The sequence below is a fragment of the Maribacter halichondriae genome (genome assembly GCF_027474825.1).
Classification (GTDB): domain Bacteria; phylum Bacteroidota; class Bacteroidia; order Flavobacteriales; family Flavobacteriaceae; genus Meishania; species Meishania halichondriae.
On sequence record NZ_CP107030.1, the window covers coordinates 2,644,679 to 2,662,850 of the forward strand.

At 43.1% G+C, this 18,172-nt stretch carries 12 protein-coding genes; 9 read left to right on the top strand and 3 right to left on the bottom strand.

The genetic code is table 11. From position 1 onward, the window contains the following. The first annotated feature begins 69 nt into the window (after positions 1-69). From N8A86_RS12125 to N8A86_RS12165, 9 genes are all read left to right on the top strand, one after another. Positions 70-2,721 (top strand): DUF5916 domain-containing protein, encoded by a 2,652-nt coding sequence (locus N8A86_RS12125; protein WP_273565628.1) that lies wholly within the window; start codon positions 70-72, stop codon positions 2,719-2,721. 179 nt (positions 2,722-2,900) lie between these two features. Beyond that, positions 2,901-5,534 (top strand): DUF5916 domain-containing protein, encoded by a 2,634-nt coding sequence (locus N8A86_RS12130; RefSeq protein WP_273565629.1) that lies wholly within the window; start codon positions 2,901-2,903, stop codon positions 5,532-5,534. A 51-nt stretch (positions 5,535-5,585) separates the two neighbouring features. Next, positions 5,586-6,083 (top strand): hypothetical protein, encoded by a 498-nt coding sequence (locus N8A86_RS12135; protein ID WP_273565630.1) that lies wholly within the window; start codon positions 5,586-5,588, stop codon positions 6,081-6,083. A gap of 185 nt (positions 6,084-6,268) precedes the next feature. Beyond that, positions 6,269-7,060: a DUF4249 family protein gene (locus N8A86_RS12140; protein ID WP_273565631.1), complete on the top strand. Its 792-nt coding sequence runs from the start codon at positions 6,269-6,271 to the stop codon at positions 7,058-7,060. Then, positions 7,033-7,392 carry a DUF4249 family protein gene (locus tag N8A86_RS12145; RefSeq protein ID WP_273565632.1) on the top strand — a complete coding sequence of 120 codons (360 nt, stop codon included), beginning with the start codon at positions 7,033-7,035 and terminating at the stop codon, positions 7,390-7,392. The genes N8A86_RS12140 and N8A86_RS12145 overlap by 28 nt, the downstream gene beginning before the upstream one ends. 58 nt (positions 7,393-7,450) lie before the next feature. Beyond that, positions 7,451-8,596, top strand: a complete 1,146-nt coding sequence (locus tag N8A86_RS12150) for a DUF4249 domain-containing protein (protein ID WP_273565633.1) — start codon at positions 7,451-7,453, stop codon at positions 8,594-8,596. A 116-nt stretch (positions 8,597-8,712) separates the two neighbouring features. After that, complete coding sequence (locus tag N8A86_RS12155; protein WP_273565634.1) at positions 8,713-9,867, top strand: DUF4249 domain-containing protein; 1,155 nt, start codon at positions 8,713-8,715, stop codon at positions 9,865-9,867. Between the two features lie 105 nt (positions 9,868-9,972). Next, the gene (locus N8A86_RS12160) at positions 9,973-11,112 is read left to right on the top strand and encodes a DUF4249 domain-containing protein (RefSeq protein ID WP_273565635.1); all 1,140 of its coding nucleotides are present in this window, start codon (positions 9,973-9,975) and stop codon (positions 11,110-11,112) included. Positions 11,113-11,131: 19 nt separating this feature from the next. Beyond that, positions 11,132-13,546, top strand: a complete 2,415-nt coding sequence (locus N8A86_RS12165; RefSeq protein WP_273565636.1) for a TonB-dependent receptor — start codon at positions 11,132-11,134, stop codon at positions 13,544-13,546. A gap of 8 nt (positions 13,547-13,554) precedes the next feature. On the opposite strand, the gene N8A86_RS12170 is transcribed toward N8A86_RS12165, so the two are convergent. From N8A86_RS12170 to N8A86_RS12180, 3 genes are all read right to left on the bottom strand, one after another. Next, a complete protein-coding gene (locus N8A86_RS12170) occupies positions 13,555-13,902 on the bottom strand; it encodes a T9SS type A sorting domain-containing protein (protein ID WP_273565637.1) in 348 nt (115 codons plus the stop codon). Positions 13,903-14,158: 256 nt separating this feature from the next. After that, positions 14,159-16,993: a DNA polymerase I gene (gene polA, locus N8A86_RS12175; RefSeq protein WP_273565638.1), complete on the bottom strand. Its 2,835-nt coding sequence runs from the start codon at positions 16,991-16,993 to the stop codon at positions 14,159-14,161. A gap of 155 nt (positions 16,994-17,148) precedes the next feature. Then, positions 17,149-18,141, bottom strand: a complete 993-nt coding sequence (locus N8A86_RS12180; RefSeq protein ID WP_273565639.1) for an isoaspartyl peptidase/L-asparaginase family protein — start codon at positions 18,139-18,141, stop codon at positions 17,149-17,151. Positions 18,142-18,172: the final 31 nt, after the last annotated feature.

Consider the following 18,172-nt stretch of genomic DNA (forward strand, 5'->3'; position numbering starts at 1 on the left):
AACGAAGTGTTTTGTGTAACTAGTGGTGGTTTGCGAAGTCTTTAAGTCACATCAATCAGAAAACCAACCATGAGAATCATCTTCTTGTTTATTTGTGCCTTTGTATTGGCGCCCGCACCCCTATTGGCACAAGATTCATTGACCGTTGTTCCTAAACGCATCTATGAAACCAAACCTTCGGGTGATTTAGGTGCTCCGACAATTGACGGGCTATTGAACGACCCGGTTTGGGATAGGGTAGCGTGGGGCAATGATTTTATTGAACAACGGCCCGATGAAAATACACCCCCGGGGCAGCAGACCCGTTTCAAGATAACCTATGACCAAAAGTTTCTTTATATAGGATTGCAGTGTTTTGACGAAGAGCCCAATAAAATTGTCAAGCGCCTCTCACGAAGGGATACTTTTGATGGGGATTGGATCGGGGTCTTTATCGATAGCTATCATGACAAGCGTACCGCTTTTGGCTTCATTGTTTCCGCTGCGGGTGTGAAGTCAGATGTCTTCGAATCGAACAATGGTCAGAACGAAGACGAGAGTTGGAACCCGATTTGGTATACCAAGGCTAATATCGATGACGAAGGATGGACTGCGGAGATGAAAATTCCGCTTAGTCAATTAAAATTCGGTAAGTCGGTCGAGCAAGTCTGGGGCCTCGAAGTCATGAGAAGATATTTCAGGGAGGAAGAACGTCATGTTTGGCAGCGGCTTCCGGTGGATACTCCGGGTTTTGTCAGTGAATTTGGCGAACTCCACGGATTATTGAACATAGAACCCCAAAAACAACTTGAAATTCAACCCTATACCGTGGCAAGTCTAAAAACGTATGAGGCCGAGGAGGGAAATCCGTTTCGTGACGGAAGTGACGGTAAACTAACGGGAGGCCTTGATGCAAAAATTGGAATCACCAATGACCTAACCTTGGATTTGACCATAAATCCCGATTTTGGCCAAGTAGAGGCCGACCCGTCCGCAATCGCCCTCGACGGATTTCAGATATTCTTTCAAGAACAGCGACCTTTTTTTGTCGAAAACAAGAATATATTCGATTATCGGATTTCGAATTCCGAGGCAGGAAATACATTTGGTTCTGACAATCTGTTTTATTCAAGAAGAATTGGGCGGAGTCCACAAGGGTATCCGAACACCGTTGATGGGGAGTTTGTTAATCAACCTGAGAATACCAATATATTGGGTGCCGCAAAGTTTAGCGGAAAAACAAAGAACGGTTGGGCCATCGGGGTTTTGGAAAGCGTTACTGCAAAAAAATATGCCACCGTTGACAATGCCGGGATACGGCGCGAAGAACTTGTCGAGCCATTGACTAATTATTTCGTAGGCCGAGTGCAAAAAGATTTCAACGACCGTAATACGTTTGTGGGTGGAATCTTTACAGCGACGAATCGTGATGATCTTACGGAGAATATCAATTTTCTTCACAAATCGGCCTATTCTGGTGGTCTTGATTTTAAGCATCAATGGAATGAGCGCGACTGGTATGTTGGGGGCAATATCTTAATGAGTCATATTACCGGAAGTGCGGATGCCATTCGAGGTACCCAAGAATCGATAGCACATTTGTTCCAAAGGGTCGGTGAAGATCATGTGGAAGTAGATTCGACCCGTACTTCAATGACCGGTACTGGAGGAAATATCCAAATCGGAAAAATCGGCAATGGCCACTGGAAGTTTGAATCAGGGGCAACTTGGCGGTCCCCTGAACTCGAATTGAACGATGTGGGCTTCCAGCGGCAGGCCGATGATATTCGCCATTACACTTGGATCGGCTATCAAACCTTGCGACCCGATAGTATTTTTAGAAAAGTAGGTATCAATTATAACCATTGGAGCGCATGGGATTTCGGTGGAAACCATAATAGCCTAGAGTTCAATACCAACAGCTGGCAGAATTGGAAAAATAACTGGTTCACAAACCTCGGGTTTAACTATCAGCCCATTCAATACTCCAATTTCGCGCTTCGTGGCGGCCCTAGATTGCGGCAATCCCCCAATATCAGTTTTTGGAACGGAATAAATACCGATAGCAGAAAAAAACTAAGGTACAGTATGTTTCATCGTGGCGGCAAAGCTCACGACAACTCATATTCCAACTATTATATTGAAGCCGGTTTTTCGTACCAACCTTTCAATGCCTTACGTATTTCTGCCTTTCCTGAATACGGCATCAACAATGACAAATTGCAGTTTATTGATAATATAGACGTCAATGGCGATACGAGATACCTAAATGGCAAGGTCGAACAACGAACATTGAGTATGTCGCTTCGTTTGAACTATACCATCAATCCGAATTTGACGATACAATATTGGGGGCAACCCTTTATTTCGAGAGGTAGGTATTCGGAGTTCAAACACGTGACCGACCCAATGGCACAAGCCTTTGATGACCGAATCACACTCTATACCGGCAATCAAATTACTTTTGCGGACGATACCTATTCCGTAGATGAAAATTTAGATGGCAATGTTGATTTTACCTTTGGAAATCCAGATTTTTCATTCATTCAATTTCGTTCAAATCTAGTGGTGCGATGGGAATATATTCCCGGTTCCGAGATTTTCTTGGTCTGGTCTCAGGATCAATCGCAATCCGGTAATCCTCAGAATCAGCTCTTAAATAGTCTAAGCGATAATATTTTCGGCACTAGCAAACCCCAAAATATTTTCTTGTTGAAAGCTACATATCGTTTTGTACTTTAAAATTTATCCATTGAAAAGAACAGGTATTATCGAGTTTCTCACTATTGTATTGTGTCCCCCTCCTCGGGAGGGGCTAGGGGAGGTCTTTTCTGTTAAATAAACTCTAAATAACCTTCGAACTGTAACGGTGGTTTTATTTTTGAATCTTTAAGCAAACCATTTCAAAAATACCGACCAACATGAGAATAGGCATTCTCTTTGTTTCCATATTCCTTTTTCACATTTTAAAAGGTGAGGCACAAGACTCGATAAGTACCCAGGTTCCAAAAAGAAGTTATTCCGCAATGGCGATTGTTGAGGAAAAATCCCCCGTTATTGATGGTGTTTTGGATGAATCCTCATGGGACTCCGCAGCATGGACTGGAGATTTTATCGAATTTCAACCCGATGAGAATACTTCACCGACCTATCAGACCAAATTCAAGATCATCTACGACGCAAAATATCTATATGTGGGTATTCGTTGCTATGATCCCGAACCGGAAAAGATAGAGAAACGCCTGTCGCGACGTGATGATTTTGCGGGGGATTTCATTGAAATCAATATCGATAGTTATAATGATAAGCGCACGGGCTTTTCGTTCAATGTTTCGGCGGCGGGGGTAAAAGGAGATGAGTTTATTTCCCAGAACGGTGATTTTTGGGACGAAAGTTGGAACCCCATTTGGTACACAGCTGCAAATATCGACAAGGAAGGATGGACCGCAGAAATGAAAATTCCGTTTAGCCAACTAAAATTCGGAAATGCGAAAGAGCAGGTTTGGGGTATGCAGCTATTGAGAAGAATTTTTATAAAGGAAGAACGTTCCGTATGGCAGCGCATTCCACAAGACAAACCGGGCTGGGTCAGTGAGTTCGGAGTGTTGCGGGGCTTGTTCGATATACAGCCCCAAAAACAACTGGAAATACAGCCTTTTGTGGTAAATCAGTTGGATACCTACCCGAAAGAAAACGGTAATCCGTTCCGTGATGGCAGCGACTACATTTTCAATGGCGGCTTGGATGCCAAAATCGGAATCACGAACGACTTGACCTTGGATTTAACTGTAAACCCTGATTTCGGACAGGTAGATGCCGATCCGGGTGCTATCGCTTTGGACGGATTTCAGATTTTCTTTGAGGAACGTCGTCCGTTCTTTGTCGAGAACAAGAACATTTTCGACTATGAGTTTGCCGACCGTAACGATAATGTTTTTTACAGCCGTAGAATAGGGCGCGGCCCACAAGGTTCCACGAATCTTGGCACGGGTGAATTTGCCAACGAACCTAATAATACGACCATATTGGGTGCGGCAAAGTTTTCAGGAAAAACGAAGAACGGCTGGTCGTTGGGGCTTCTCGAAAGCGTGACGGGCAATATGTACGCAGAAATCGACGGTGGCGGACAACGTCGCGAAGAGCTGGTAGAGCCCCTGACGAATTATCTCGTAGGTAGGGTACAAAAGGATTTCAATGAACGGAATTCATATATCGGAGGAATATTCACGGCTACCAATCGAAGGTTGGAACCCAATCTCGACTTCCTCAGGAAATCGGCCTATACCACCGGACTCGACTTTAGACACAACTGGAAAGATAGAAACTATTATGTTCAAGGTAATTTTGTAACCAGTCATGTAACGGGAAGTAAGGAGGCCATTACGAATACCCAGAACAGTATCACCCATCTTTTTCAACGTGTCGATGCCGACCATGTAGAAGTGGATCCAAATCGAACGTCGTTGACCGGTACAGGAGGAAGACTGGAAATAGGAAAGGCGGGCGGTGGCAACTGGCGATACAATGGTGGGGTCAATTGGAAATCCCCTGAATTGGAACTAAACGATGTCGGATTTTTGAGACAGGCCGACGATATTCGACAATTTGCAGTGCTACAAAGGCTATTTCTAAAACCGACCAACCTGTATCGAAGGGCGCAACTGGGTTTTGAATTGACCTCCGCCTATGATTTTGAAGGTAATTATAACCGCATTCAGTATGAACTGGGCGGTTTCATCAATTTTAAGAACAATTGGTTCGCTGAGGCCGGTGGGGCACACAAGCCCCGTATTTTTTCGAATACAGTGCTTCGGGGAGGGCCTCGCTGGCGTTGGTCCGAAGAGAATTTTGCATTTCTGTTTATAGGTACTGACCAAAGAAAGAAATTAAGTGCCACGGTGGGCTATGTCAATAGCCAGATGAAACAAGACAATTTTTCGCTGGTGCGTTATGTATTACGATTACAGTATCAACCCTTCGATGCCTTTAATTTATCCACCGAGATCGAGTACGAAGAGAATCCGAATAAAACACAATATGTTACCGAAACCGATTTTAATGGCACACCAAGATATATTACAGGTAATATTGACCAGAAGACGTTCAGCACATCCATACGATTGAATTATAGTCTTAATCCAAACCTGTCGATTCAGTTCTATGGACAGCCTTTTGTTTCAAGAGGTATTTATAACAACTTCAATTTTGTAAACGACCCTATTGCAAAAGACTTGAACGAAAGGGTTTCCCTATTCGATACGAACCAAATTGCAAGACCTGATGTTTCGGGCCCATATTTGGTTGACGAAAATAGTGATGGTACGGTAGATTATGAGATTAATGACCCTGATTTTGCCTTTGTTCAGTTTCGTTCTAATCTAGTTTTGCGATGGGAGTATATTCCAGGTTCCGAGATTTTCTTGGTGTGGTCGCAAGGTGTTGACGGACTTGGCAATCCTATGGAATCGTTGGGGAGAAGTCTTGATGGCCAGATTTTTGATCAAAAAATGAACAAGACGTTTTTGATCAAAGCGACCTATCGTTTTATACTTTAAAATATATATCCCTTTTCTGCGTTTTATCGTTGTAAAAACTAAAACAAAGTTATGAAAAGAACCATATTCACTTTGATGCTTATCTCGGGACTTATTTTTTCCTGTTCCTCCGATTCGGATAACAATGATCCGGTCGATGAGAAGAATGCCATTGTCGGTAGTTGGCAGGCCACGGAACTTCAGGCTGCGGATCCCAATAGTTCAGAAGTTGACCTTGGGGCTGAAGTATTGGCCAAGTTAACGGCGGAACAGTGTGAAATACTTGTATTCACTTTTCAGGAAGATTTAGTACTTATTGCGGAAAGTGCCGTAAATAATCTTGAAATCAACGCCACGGCAACCGGATTGGATGTGCCTTGTCCTACGCAAAAGGAAATCGAAACGACCACCTATACCTATGATGGTTCTATTTTGACCTATGTTGATACGGATATGGAAACCAAATCGGTAAAAGCCACTGTTGAAGGTAATACCCTAAGTATTGATGCTACCGATCTGGATATACCTAATTTAAATGGTGCCGGTCAATTGATTTTCACCAGAAAATAAACTGTAGCGCTAGACATTTTTAAAAAAGCCCTCGATCCAATTGGATCGAGGGCTTTTTTTTGATCTAAATTAGTGTTGAAAAAGTTTGAATCAGCCCATCTTTAAAAACCAAATTCATACCTTTCGTTGTAGATTTCAATTACTTTTAAAAGTGTTGAAATGTCCGATTTTTAAATGTAAGTATATTGTGTAATAAAACTTTACTTCTTCTTTTTACGGCACTAATTCTAATTTCGTGTAGCGACCCGGTTACACTTGAATTTGAACTTAAAGAGGGCTTGGTTTTCATTGAAGGGATCGCCTCAACTTCTGAAGGGGCATCTTTTGTCATTATTAACACCTCGGTAAACGAATTTGAGTTCAATACAATTCAATTTGAAAAAGGTGCTACGGTTTCGTTCGTAAATACGGATACCGGAGAAAATATAACACTGACCGAACAAGAAGAAGCCTATGTACCTCCTCCTGACTTTAAAGCGGCTGTGGGTGAACACTGGGAGCTAGCCATTACTTTTGCCGATGGTACACAATATAAATCTTCGCCCGAAACCATACTTGAACCTGTGCCTATTTCAAATGTCATCGCAACCTATGACCCTCAGCTTCGATTCAATGAGGGTACAGACAAATTTGAACCGGGTCACGCCATATCTATTACGTATGACGACCCTCCGAATGAAGAAAACTACTATTATTGGACGTTTCGTTCATTTGAGAACATCTTCGTTTGCGAAATCTGTTTAGATGGTATTTTACGAAATGGGGCGTGTACATTGACTACGGTGCCTAGACCTCCAAAACCCGACTACTTTACCTATAACTGTGAAACCGAATGTTGGCAAATACGTTTTCCGGACACCATTACTATCTTTGATGATGAATTCTCAGATGGTAAGACTACAACGGATTTGAAGATTGCGGATATACCGCTATACACAAAAAGGAGATTTTGGTTGAAATCCAGCAATTTTCATTGACTCCGGCTGCGTATGAGTATTATAAAGTTTTAAAGGATATTGTTGACAATAGTGCCGGTTTTAATGCACCACCACCTGCCGCACTGGTCGGAAATATGGTCAACGTTAATAATGCGGATGAATTTGTTTTCGGCCGCTTCACGGCCGCGTCGACCACTACGGCCACCATATTTATAAATCGTGATGGTATACTCGAAAATGCCCTGGAGGCTAGGATTGTTGAAATACCAGAGCCTGATCCTGGTCCCTATCCTCCTCCCGTAACGCTTAGGGCACCGTGCGAAGAAACACGTTATAGAACGGCGATACGGCCTGAGGGGTGGATTGACTAAATCATGTTCGGTCGGTCTTTCACCACCGATAACTCCTTATATTTAGAAAAAATTAACTGTGACCCGACATAAAAAGTACTTCTGCAATCGAGGTTTTTGGCTTTTTTCTTTTCTGGTTTTTATACTAAGCCGCACTGATCCTGTTACCCCTGAATTCGAATATCAAGATGGTCTTGTATTCATTGAAAGCTTTGCATCTACGACACCGGGTGCTTCTTTTGCTATCATTAATCAATCAGAAACTGAATTTGGCTTCTATGGCGTTAACTTTTTAGAAGGAGCCGTGGTAAGTTTTGAAAACGTCGATACAGGTCGGAAAGTTCCTTTGACCGAAGCTGGAGAATCGTATATACCACCACGTGAATTTGCGGTAACGACCGGTGAAGAATGGAAATTGAACGTACTCCTTGCAGACGGAAGAAGGTATGAGTCGGAACCTGAACGGGTCTTGGAAACCGTTCCAATAAAAAACATTGAATTAGAATATGATCCTGAACTGGTATTTCGAGAAATAGGTGGGGGAAAATTTGTTCCGGGGCATGCAATTAGCGTAAGCTTCGATGACCCTGCAGACCAGGAAAATCACTATTACTGGAGCTTTCGATCCTTCGAGAGCCTAATGTTCTGCGAAAAGTGTTTTGACGGTGTCTTGCGAGACGGAAATTGTATACCCTTTGATGTAGGTTTTTTAGACCCTTATTTTGATTACATATGTGAAGTAGACTGTTGGCGTATTCGATTTCCGGAAAGTGTCGCTATTTTCGATGATGCGTTTTCAAATGGCAAAACAATCACAAATTTTAAGGTTGGCGATGCTTTGTTGTATACCAAAGAAAATATGGTCGTCGAGGTACAGCAGTTTTCAATTTCGGCTGCTGCTCACGAATATTATAGCATATTAAAGGATCTTGTCGATAATAATGGTGGCTTAAATGCACCGCCCCCTGCCGCACTCATCGGAAATTTGATGAACCCTGATAATCCTGCTGAATTCGTTTTCGGGAGGTTTACCGCTGCGGCAACCTCCACAGCTTCATCGTTTTTAGATAGAAGCGGTATTATGGAAAACCAAATCGAACTTAGAGATCCGATTATAGTTGAACCTACTTTGAATTCGCCGTATCCACCACCGGCTACCCTAATCGCTCCCTGCGAGGAATCAAAGTTCAGAACTGCAATACGGCCTCCAGGCTGGATTGAATGACTCAATAGTATGTGAATGATTACAAAAATCATCCTCAAATTGCGATAAGACGTAAAACTGCTCTTGGAATAATTTTTGATGGCCTATCGGTATATTTAGAAAGATATTCAATTCTTATGCAGCACTTTTTCAGTAACCATTTATCCAATACCAAAAGGCTTCTTTCAGCTTGTGTTATTGCCATTTCTTATCTTGGGTGTACCGACCCTGTAACCCCTGATTTTGAGTTTAGGGAAGGCCTGATTTTCGTCGAAGGATTCGCCTCCACCACCCCGGGCGACTCTTTTGTAATCATCAATGAATCGGCGGTCGAGTTTGGTGTCTATGTTGTGAATTCCGTCGATGGCGCAACCTTAAGTTTTGAGAATCCGGATACTGGACAGGTCATCCCTTTAGCCCAACAAGGTGATGCTTATATTCCTCCGCTGGATTTTGCCGCAGCACCCGGTGAGCGATGGAAGTTGAACGCACAGCTATCAAACGGTAAACGATATGAGTCCTCTCCCGAATTGGTGTTACAGCCTGTGTCCATTACTAACCTTGAGGCCATCTATGACCCTGAAATTGAATTTCGTGAAATCTTCGGTGGCAAATTCGTTCCTGGACATGAACTTTTGGTCTCGTTTGATGACCCTTCCGACACGGAGAATTATTACTACTGGACCTATAGATCCTATGAAAATCTTGATATATGCGAAAAGTGTTTTGCAGGATACTTCCGAGATGGTGAATGTATTGATTTTCCCGCTTCGGTGTCTGGGATACCTTATTTTGACTATACCTGTGAAAGTGAGTGTTGGCGTATTCGTTTCCCTGAGAGCATAGCCATTTATGATGATCGGTTTTCCAATGGAAAACAGATAACCAATCTTTCCATTGGTAATGCGCTCTTATATACCAAAGAGAATATGGTAGTGGTAGCCCAACAGTGGAACTTGACCCCGGAAGCCCATGAATATTATAAAGTGCTAAAGGATATTCTGGACAATAATAGCGGACTGAACGCCCCTCCTCCCGCAGCGTTGATAGGAAACTTGTTCAATCCCAAAGATTCCGAAGATTTTATATTCGGAAGGTTTACAGCGGCTGCGACGACCACGGCGTCTATTTTCATCGATAGAACGGGCATAGAAGAAGATGTACTCGAACGTAGGGATCCGCTGAACTTTGAAGGTTTTGGTTCTCCTGTACCTCCTCCACAGACCATAACGGCACCTTGTGACGAAAACAGATTTAGAACGGCAATACGACCACCGGGTTGGATCGATTAAAATTGACGACTTATTCTTTATGAGTGTTAAAGTAAATATGTTAAAGTGTTTTATCAAAGGATGTACCTATATTTAATAAAGAAGATAATATAACCAAGATTTGCATTGAAAAGATTTCTCTCTCATTTTACTTTCCTTTTCGTTGGTTCATCGCTTTTACCATCCTGTACGGATCCGGTGGTTCCCGAATTTGAATTTCGGCCAGGTCTTGTCTTTGTGGAGGGTTTTGTCGCTACGGATCCAGGCGTTTCCTTTGTGACCTTAAACGAATCTGCCCTTGAATTTGGTTTTTATGCGGTGAATACTATTACAGGTGCGGACGTTTCTTTTGAAAATTTGGGAACCGGTGAGATTGTACCTTTGACCGAGAAGGAGGATATTTATCTCCCTCCCTCCGAGTTCGAGGTCGAGCCCGGAGAATCATGGAAGTTACTTGTGAATATTCCAGATGGAAGAAGTTTTGAGTCTTCTCCAGAATTGGTATTGCACCCGGTTGAGATTAAAAATCTAGAAGTTGAATACGACCCTGAACTTGAATTCAGGGAATTGTTCGGGGGCATATTCGTTCCGGGACATGAGGCTTTCGTTTCGTTTGATGATCCGGTCGAAGAGGAAAATTTTTATTATTGGACCTATCGTACCTACGAAAACCTTGATTTCTGTGCGAAGTGCGATGAGACCATTTATAGGGATGGCGAATGTGTCTCGGCTGGAGCCGCGATTTCGGGTTGGCCGTTTTTCTTCTACCCTTGTGAAACTGAATGTTGGCGAATTCGTTTTCCCGAGAGTATTTCGATTTTCGATGACCGCTTTTCCGACGGAAAAAGTATATCCAAACTGTCCGTAGGCAATATATTGCTATACACTGATGAAAATATGGTACTCGAGGTACAACAACTTTCGATAACGCCTGCGGCCCATCAGTATTATAAAGTTTTAAAAGATATTGTGGACAATAGCAGCGGCCTAAACGCACCACCACCAGCGGCTTTGGTAGGTAATCTGTTTAACCCGAACGATTCGGAAGATTTTATTTTTGGAAGGTTCACGGCTGCGGGAACCTCTACTGCATCCGTTTTTATCGATAGATCGAAAATATTGGAAAGTCCGATCGAGGAAGATTTCCGCCAACCTTTGTTCGAGCCTGCTTTTATGTCTCCGTTTCCACCACCGGTTACCATAAGTATTCCTTGTGTTGAAGGCAGATATAGAACAACAATAAAACCACCGGGTTGGATTGACTAATAACCACTAAACCATGAAAATGAAAAGAATAGTATTTGGCTTTTTTGCAGTATTACTTTTCGGTGTTTTTCAATCCAAAATCCTGGCGCAAGATTTCGCCCTGTCATTTGAGGTCGTGGTAGAAGCGACCGGACTCCCGTTGGAGGATGTTCAGATTTCCATAACACCCTGTGCATGTGGCGGGGTCACCAATCGCTCAGGTCGATTTTCCATTGGTCTTCCTCCTGCGCAATATACCGCTACCCTTTCTTTTATCGGTTTTGAAGATGAGGTTCGAACCATTACACTTGACCAAGCAACCATTCTAAAAATCGAAATGAAAGAGCAGCAAGAACAACTTTCTGAGGTAGTGGTACGGGCCAAAAGAAGGTTGACACAGGTGGAAACGCCACAAATGGGCGCTTTGCAATTAGATGCCCAGGATCTTAAAAAGATTCCTGCTGCGGTGGGCGAGTTTGATGTACTTCGCGGTATGACCTTGGTGGCCGGCGTCAACAACGCTGGCGAGATTAGTAATGGTATTTCGGTACGCGGTGGTTCATTAGATCAAAATTTATTGCTTTACGATTACGCACCGGTGTTCAATCCGACACATTTATTCGGACTTTTTTCGGTGTTTACCCCAGATATGATTTCAACCGTAGACCTTTATCGGGCGAATATTCCGGCAAGGTATGGGGGTAGGATCACTTCGGTGCTGGATGTGAAGGTCAAGAACCCTTATGTACAAAAAACAAAGATTGCAGGTGGCGTCGGGCTTGTTTCAAGTCGCATTACCATCGAAACTCCGCTCATTAAAGATAAATTACTACTGAATATTGGTGGAAGGGCAGGTTTTACAGGATTTTTGTTGCCGATTGTTTCAGAACGGTTGAAAGACACCAAGGCCAATTTTTATGACGGCACGGTTAAGTTATTGTACCTGCCGACCGAGAACGATCAAATTTCCCTTACCGGATTTTATAGCAAAGACTTCTATCAGCTTGATTTGATTACGCAAATCCAGAACATTAATGCGAAGAATAACCAATACGATTTTCAGACTCTCAACGGAACGCTGAATTGGACGCATACTTTCGGTGATGAATCGAATCTTAGAAACATTTTTGTGACCAGTAACTACTCGCCCAAAACGATATTTCCTGAACGCGATAGCGATAATGAGATTGAGTATGATGCAAAAATCGGGTATCTCAGTTTCATTTCAGAGTATTCAAAAAAAGTAAGTGATACTTGGGATTATTATGGCGGAGTTCAAGCAAACCAATATAAAATTCAACCTGGTTCCTTAGATCCGGGATCGGGCAATAGTATTGTGCCGGTGACCTTGGAGACCGAGACCAGCTACGAGATTTCGCCTTACATCAATATGAACTGGAATCCTACCGAAAGACTATCCCTTTCCGGTGGGCTACGTTTTAGTCATTTTGTCTTCGTAGGACCGTATACGGAGGCAACTTTTGATGAAAATTCAGGAACCCTGCTCGGGTCGACCGTATTCGGAAAAGGAGATGCCGTAAAGACGTACAACGGACTAGAACCTCGATTGGGCGCCAACTTTAAATTGGGTGAAACCATGTCGATCAAGGCGAGTTATGCCCGTACGAACCAATACCTTCAAAATATTTATAATACGACTACCCCTTTGCCGACCTCTCGTTGGAAAACCTCGGATCCCAATATAGAACCGCAACGCAGCAATACCTATGGCATGGGGATATACAAGAATATCTCGGACAATGAAATCGAGATTGGACTGGAAGGTTATTACCGAGCCTCTGAAAATAATTTAACCTACAAACCTGGGGCGGATTTCTTTCTTGAAGAATTTCTTGAAAGGGATGTGGTGCCGGCAGACGGAGAGGCCTATGGCGTTGAATTAAGCTTTAAAAAACCAAAAGGAAAGTTCAACGGTTGGTTCAACTATACCTGGTCGAGAAGTCTTTTGCGTTCACAACAGGAAAAACTTGCCGACCGGGTGAACAATAACGAATGGTATGCCTCCGATTTCGATAGGCCCCATGTCTTCAACGGAACGGTGAATTTTGAGGGTGATAAATACAATACCTGGAGTTTTAATTTTACTGCACAGACCGGAAGACCCTTTACGGTGGCTAATAGTGTTTTTGCCTTAGAGGATATTAACGTGCCTATATTTATTGAGCGCAACAATGCAAGATTACGACCCTATCATCGCCTTGATTTTTCATGGAAAGTAAAATATGGTAGAAATCCCAATCGAAAATGGGTAGGGGATTGGACCTTTACCATTTACAACTTATACAGCAGAAGAAACCCGTTCAATCTGTATTATTCTCAACGACAGGGAGCGGTAGATTCTGAAGTCTTTTTAGGAAGTCCTCTGGGCACTTATGAACTTTCAATTATGAACAGCCCGCTGATTGCCGTCACTTATAACTTTGTGTTCAACTAGAAAAGCGACTATTTTTTATAGAATTTCGTCTTTACGGTTTGTTCTTGCGAACGAATCGAAATCATATAAATACCGGATTCTAAATTGGAAATGGGAATATTCAAGGCGTTGTTCTTGATCTCCCATTTGTGGTGTAATATCGCGTTTCCGTATAGGTCGGAAACAATGATTTCAGCGCGATTACTGTTTTGAAGTCCTAATACGTTGACCACGTTGATGGCCGGGTTTGGAAACACCTTGACTTTTTGTACGGTTATCTCTTGACTGACCGGATCACTCTTGCCGTCATCGATTTGTGCGAACGAAGTTTGAAGCCCTACAAAGAGCATAATAAGTATGAAATGAAGCTTTTTCAAGATAGTTTACTTTTAAGAATTCAGCTTCATATGATGTTCTGTATTCAACAACGTATTTCATCGATCATTCGTATTATTTTTTGAAAAGCTTAACAGTTGAAGGGCTATTTTTGAGTAATAAAATTTCCCTAGGCTTTATTTGGGGCGTGGCACCCAGATTATTCAGGTTGACACAGCATCAGGAGTCAAGAACCAAGAGACAAGACGAAAGACAATTTTCAATGACTTCATTTCCCCTTTGGGGGCTAGCGGGTTTCTAATGCGCCTCTAACCAATCGTTTCCTTCGCCTAATTCAACATCCAAGGGTACGGAAAGTTTATAGGCATTCTCCATCTCAGATTTGACCATAGCCTTGAGCTTCTCCAGTTCAGGTTTATAGGCATCGAATACCAATTCATCATGCACTTGCAGCAGCATTTTGGATTTGTAATTTTCTTCAGATAGGTTTTTGTGGATGTTGATCATCGCCAATTTGATGATATCGGCTGCACTGCCTTGAATGGGTGCGTTGACCGCATTCCGTTCTGCCGCAGCGCGCACGACTTGATTACTTCCATTGATATCCTTTAAATATCTACGACGACCTAAAACGGTTTGTACATAGCCATGGTCGCGAGCAAAATCGATTTGTTCGCCCATGTAATTTCGGAGCTTTGGGTAGGTCTTGTAGTAGGTTTCAATAAGTTCTTTTGCCTCGGATCGAGAGAGGTCGGTTTGATTACTGAGTCCAAAGGCGGAGACACCATAGATGATTCCAAAATTGACTGTTTTGGCATTACCTCGTTGTTCTCTGGTTACTTCTTCAAGGGGAACGTTAAAAACCTTTGAAGCCGTCGAGGCATGAATGTCTTTCCCATTTTTAAAAGCCTCGATCATCGTAGTTTCTTCACTAAGGGCAGCAATGATGCGCAGTTCTATCTGCGAATAATCCGCTGCCAATAGAACATAGTTTTCATCCCTGGGAATAAAGGCCTTGCGAACTTGTCTCCCGCGCTCGGTGCGGATGGGAATGTTCTGCAAATTCGGATTGTTACTGCTCAAACGCCCAGTGGCGGCAACGGTCTGCATATAATCGGTATGAACCCGTCCTGTGGATGGCTCTACCTGTTCGGGCAGCGCATCTACATAGGTGCTTTTCAGTTTGGATAGTCCGCGATATTCCAGCACATTTCGAATGATTTCATGGTCTTTGGCCAAATACGAAAGCACATCTTCCGCAGTTGAATATTGTCCTGTTTTGGTCTTTTTGGGCTTATCGACCAATTTCATTTTATTAAAAAGGATTTCCCCTAATTGTTTGGGCGAACCTATATTGAATTCTTCTCCGGCATCCGCATATATTTTTTGCTCTAGATTTTTGATATCGCTATCCAAATCTGTGGAAAGCGATTTTAAAAACTCCTCGTTCAAATTGATGCCTTCCAATTCCATATCCGCCAAAACATGCAATAGCGGAATCTCTATATCATTAAAAAGGTCTTCGGTCTTCGCTTCGGCCAGCTCGGGTCTAAAGTGTTGTGCCAGTTGAAAGGTGATGTCGGCATCCTCGACCGCGTATTCTGTTTGCTGTTCCAAAGGCACATCACGCATATTCAATTGGTTTTTGCCTTTTTTGCCAATGAGTTCGGTGATCGATACCGGGGTGTAGTTGAGGTAGGTTTCCGAAAGCACATCCATATTGTGCCGCATATCGGGATTGATTAAATAATGCGCCAACATGGTATCGAAGAACTTGCCTTTGACCTTGACCTTATATTTGTCCAAGACTTTGATGTCATACTTCAAGTTCTGTCCGATTTTCTCGATGGCCTCCGATTCGAAAAAAGGGCGAAGTTGTTCGATAAGTTCTTGCGCTTCTATTTTATCCTCCGGAAAGGGAACATAAAATCCCTTAGTAGGCTCCCAAGAAAAAGCGATACCCACCAATTCTGCGGTCAAGGGGTTTATTCCGGTCGTCTCCGTATCGAAACAGACAGAAGACTGCTTCATCAGATTTTGAAGAAAAAGTTTCATCGCCATTCCAGGCGCTATGCTCTGATAAACATGGGGAACATCTTTAATGGTTTGTCGGCTTGAAACATCTTTGATGGTAGCCGGACTCGCGCCATCGTTTCCGAACAAAGAAAACTGTCCGCCACCCGCTGCTTGAGCTTGCTTTTTGGCAGTTGGTGTACTGGTGACCTGGGTTTGGGGCGTATCCTCTTCCCCTGAAAATATTTTAATAAACTGATCTTTCAATCTACGGAACTCCAACTCCTCAAAAATCTCCTGTACTTTTTCATTATCCGGAACGGACATTTCATAATCTTTGGCATCGAATTTTACATCACAATCGATGCATATGGTCGCCAATTTTTTGGAAAGCAGTCCCAATTCCTTATTGGCCTCGACTTTTTCTTTCAAAGCCCCTTTGAGCTTATCAGTGTTGGCAAAAAGATTTTCAATGGACCCAAATTCGGCAATGAATTTTTTGGCAGTCTTATCACCAACTCCGGGAAGTCCGGGAATGTTATCGCTCGCATCACCCATCATACCTAAGTAATCGATGACCTGTTCGGGCCGCTCGACCCCAAAGCGTTTTTGCACTTCCGGTATGCCCCAAATTTCAATTCCGTTGCCCATACGCGCTGGGCGGTACATGAAAATGTTCTCGGAGACGAGTTGACCAAAATCCTTGTCAGGAGTGACCATAAAGACTTTATAATCTTCCTTTTCGGCCTGCTTGGCCAAAGTACCGATGATGTCATCGGCTTCCCAACCTTCCAAGACCACTGAGGGAATATGCATCGCCTTTAGAATATCTTGAATATAGGGTACGGCAATTTTAATGGCATCGGGCGTCTCATCACGATTGGCTTTGTAGTCTTCAAATAGTTCGGTACGTTCCGTGCTGCCCCCCTTGTCAAAACAAACGGCCAGATGATCCGGTTTTTCACGTTTGATGACATCAAAGAGCGAATTCATAAAACCCATAATGGCCGAAGTGTCCATGCCCTTTGAATTGATTCGAGGGTTCTTTATGAGGGCATAATAGCCCCTGAAAATCAGAGCGTATGCGTCGAGAAGAAAAAGTCGTTTTTGGTCTGCCATAATTGGAAGTTAGAAATACGAATTTAGAGGTATGAAGTTTAAAATACTAAAGTCTTTAAAAGTAGAAAAAAGAGCCTAGAATCAAGAGTCATGACCCAAGACTTTTTGCAGGTGTGACCCATATCAAAAAAGGAGGCGCTTTAGTTTCGTTATTCTTATGACTTCAAATAACTTGTTACCTCCTTATTTTCATGTCCTTTAGTTGAATATTCGCGATAGGTAAATCCCGGATGAACGCAATACCCCCCTGTTTCCCCTTTTTTATTGATAGCAATAAAACCGATTTGAAAATCATCTCGGTCCTTGTTCTTTTCCATAATGCGCCTTACACCTTCTTCGCAGGCTTCTTGGGGTGATTTTCCCTGTCGCATCAGTTCGACGATCAGAAAACTACCAACGGTACGTACGACTTCCTCACCAACTCCGGTGGCCGTTGCGCCCCCGATTTCATTGTCAACAAAAAGTCCTGCTCCGATAATTGGGGAATCTCCGACGCGTCCTGCATACTTATAGCCCATTCCGCTTGTGGTACATGCCCCTGCAATATCTCCATTCTTATCAATGGCCAACATACCAATGGTGTCGTGGTTTTCGATATTGATTACCGTCTCATATTTGGAGGTCTTTTTCCATTCCCCCCATTCCAATCGGGACTGTTCAGTGAGCAAGTTGGTCTTTTTAAAACCTTGTTCATAGGCGAACTGTTCCGCACCTTTTCCGGCCAGCATGACATGGGGAGTCTCTTCCATAACCTTTCTTGCTACAGAAATCGGATGCGCTATATTTTGCATACAGAGTACGGCTCCGCAATTGCTGTCCTTATCCATGATACAGGCATCCAAAGTCACGTTTCCATCGCGGTCAGGTCTACCACCAACACCCACGGTCTGATTGTTCACATCGGCCTCTTCGACCATGACACCCTGTTCTACGGCATCCAAAGAGGCACCTCCATTTTCAAGTACTTCCCAGGCTTTGGTGGTCGCATTGTGAAAATCCCAGGTACAGATTGCAATTGGGCGAATGGCCTGCAAGGTCTCAATGGCCCTGGTTTTTTTGGCTTCTTCGTTACATGAGGCAAAAAGGGGAGTGGTAAATATTCCCGCGCTAGCGGCACTTGAATTTTTAAGAAACTTTCTTCGTTGCATGGGCTGTGTTGCTTACTTTTAGGACACTAAA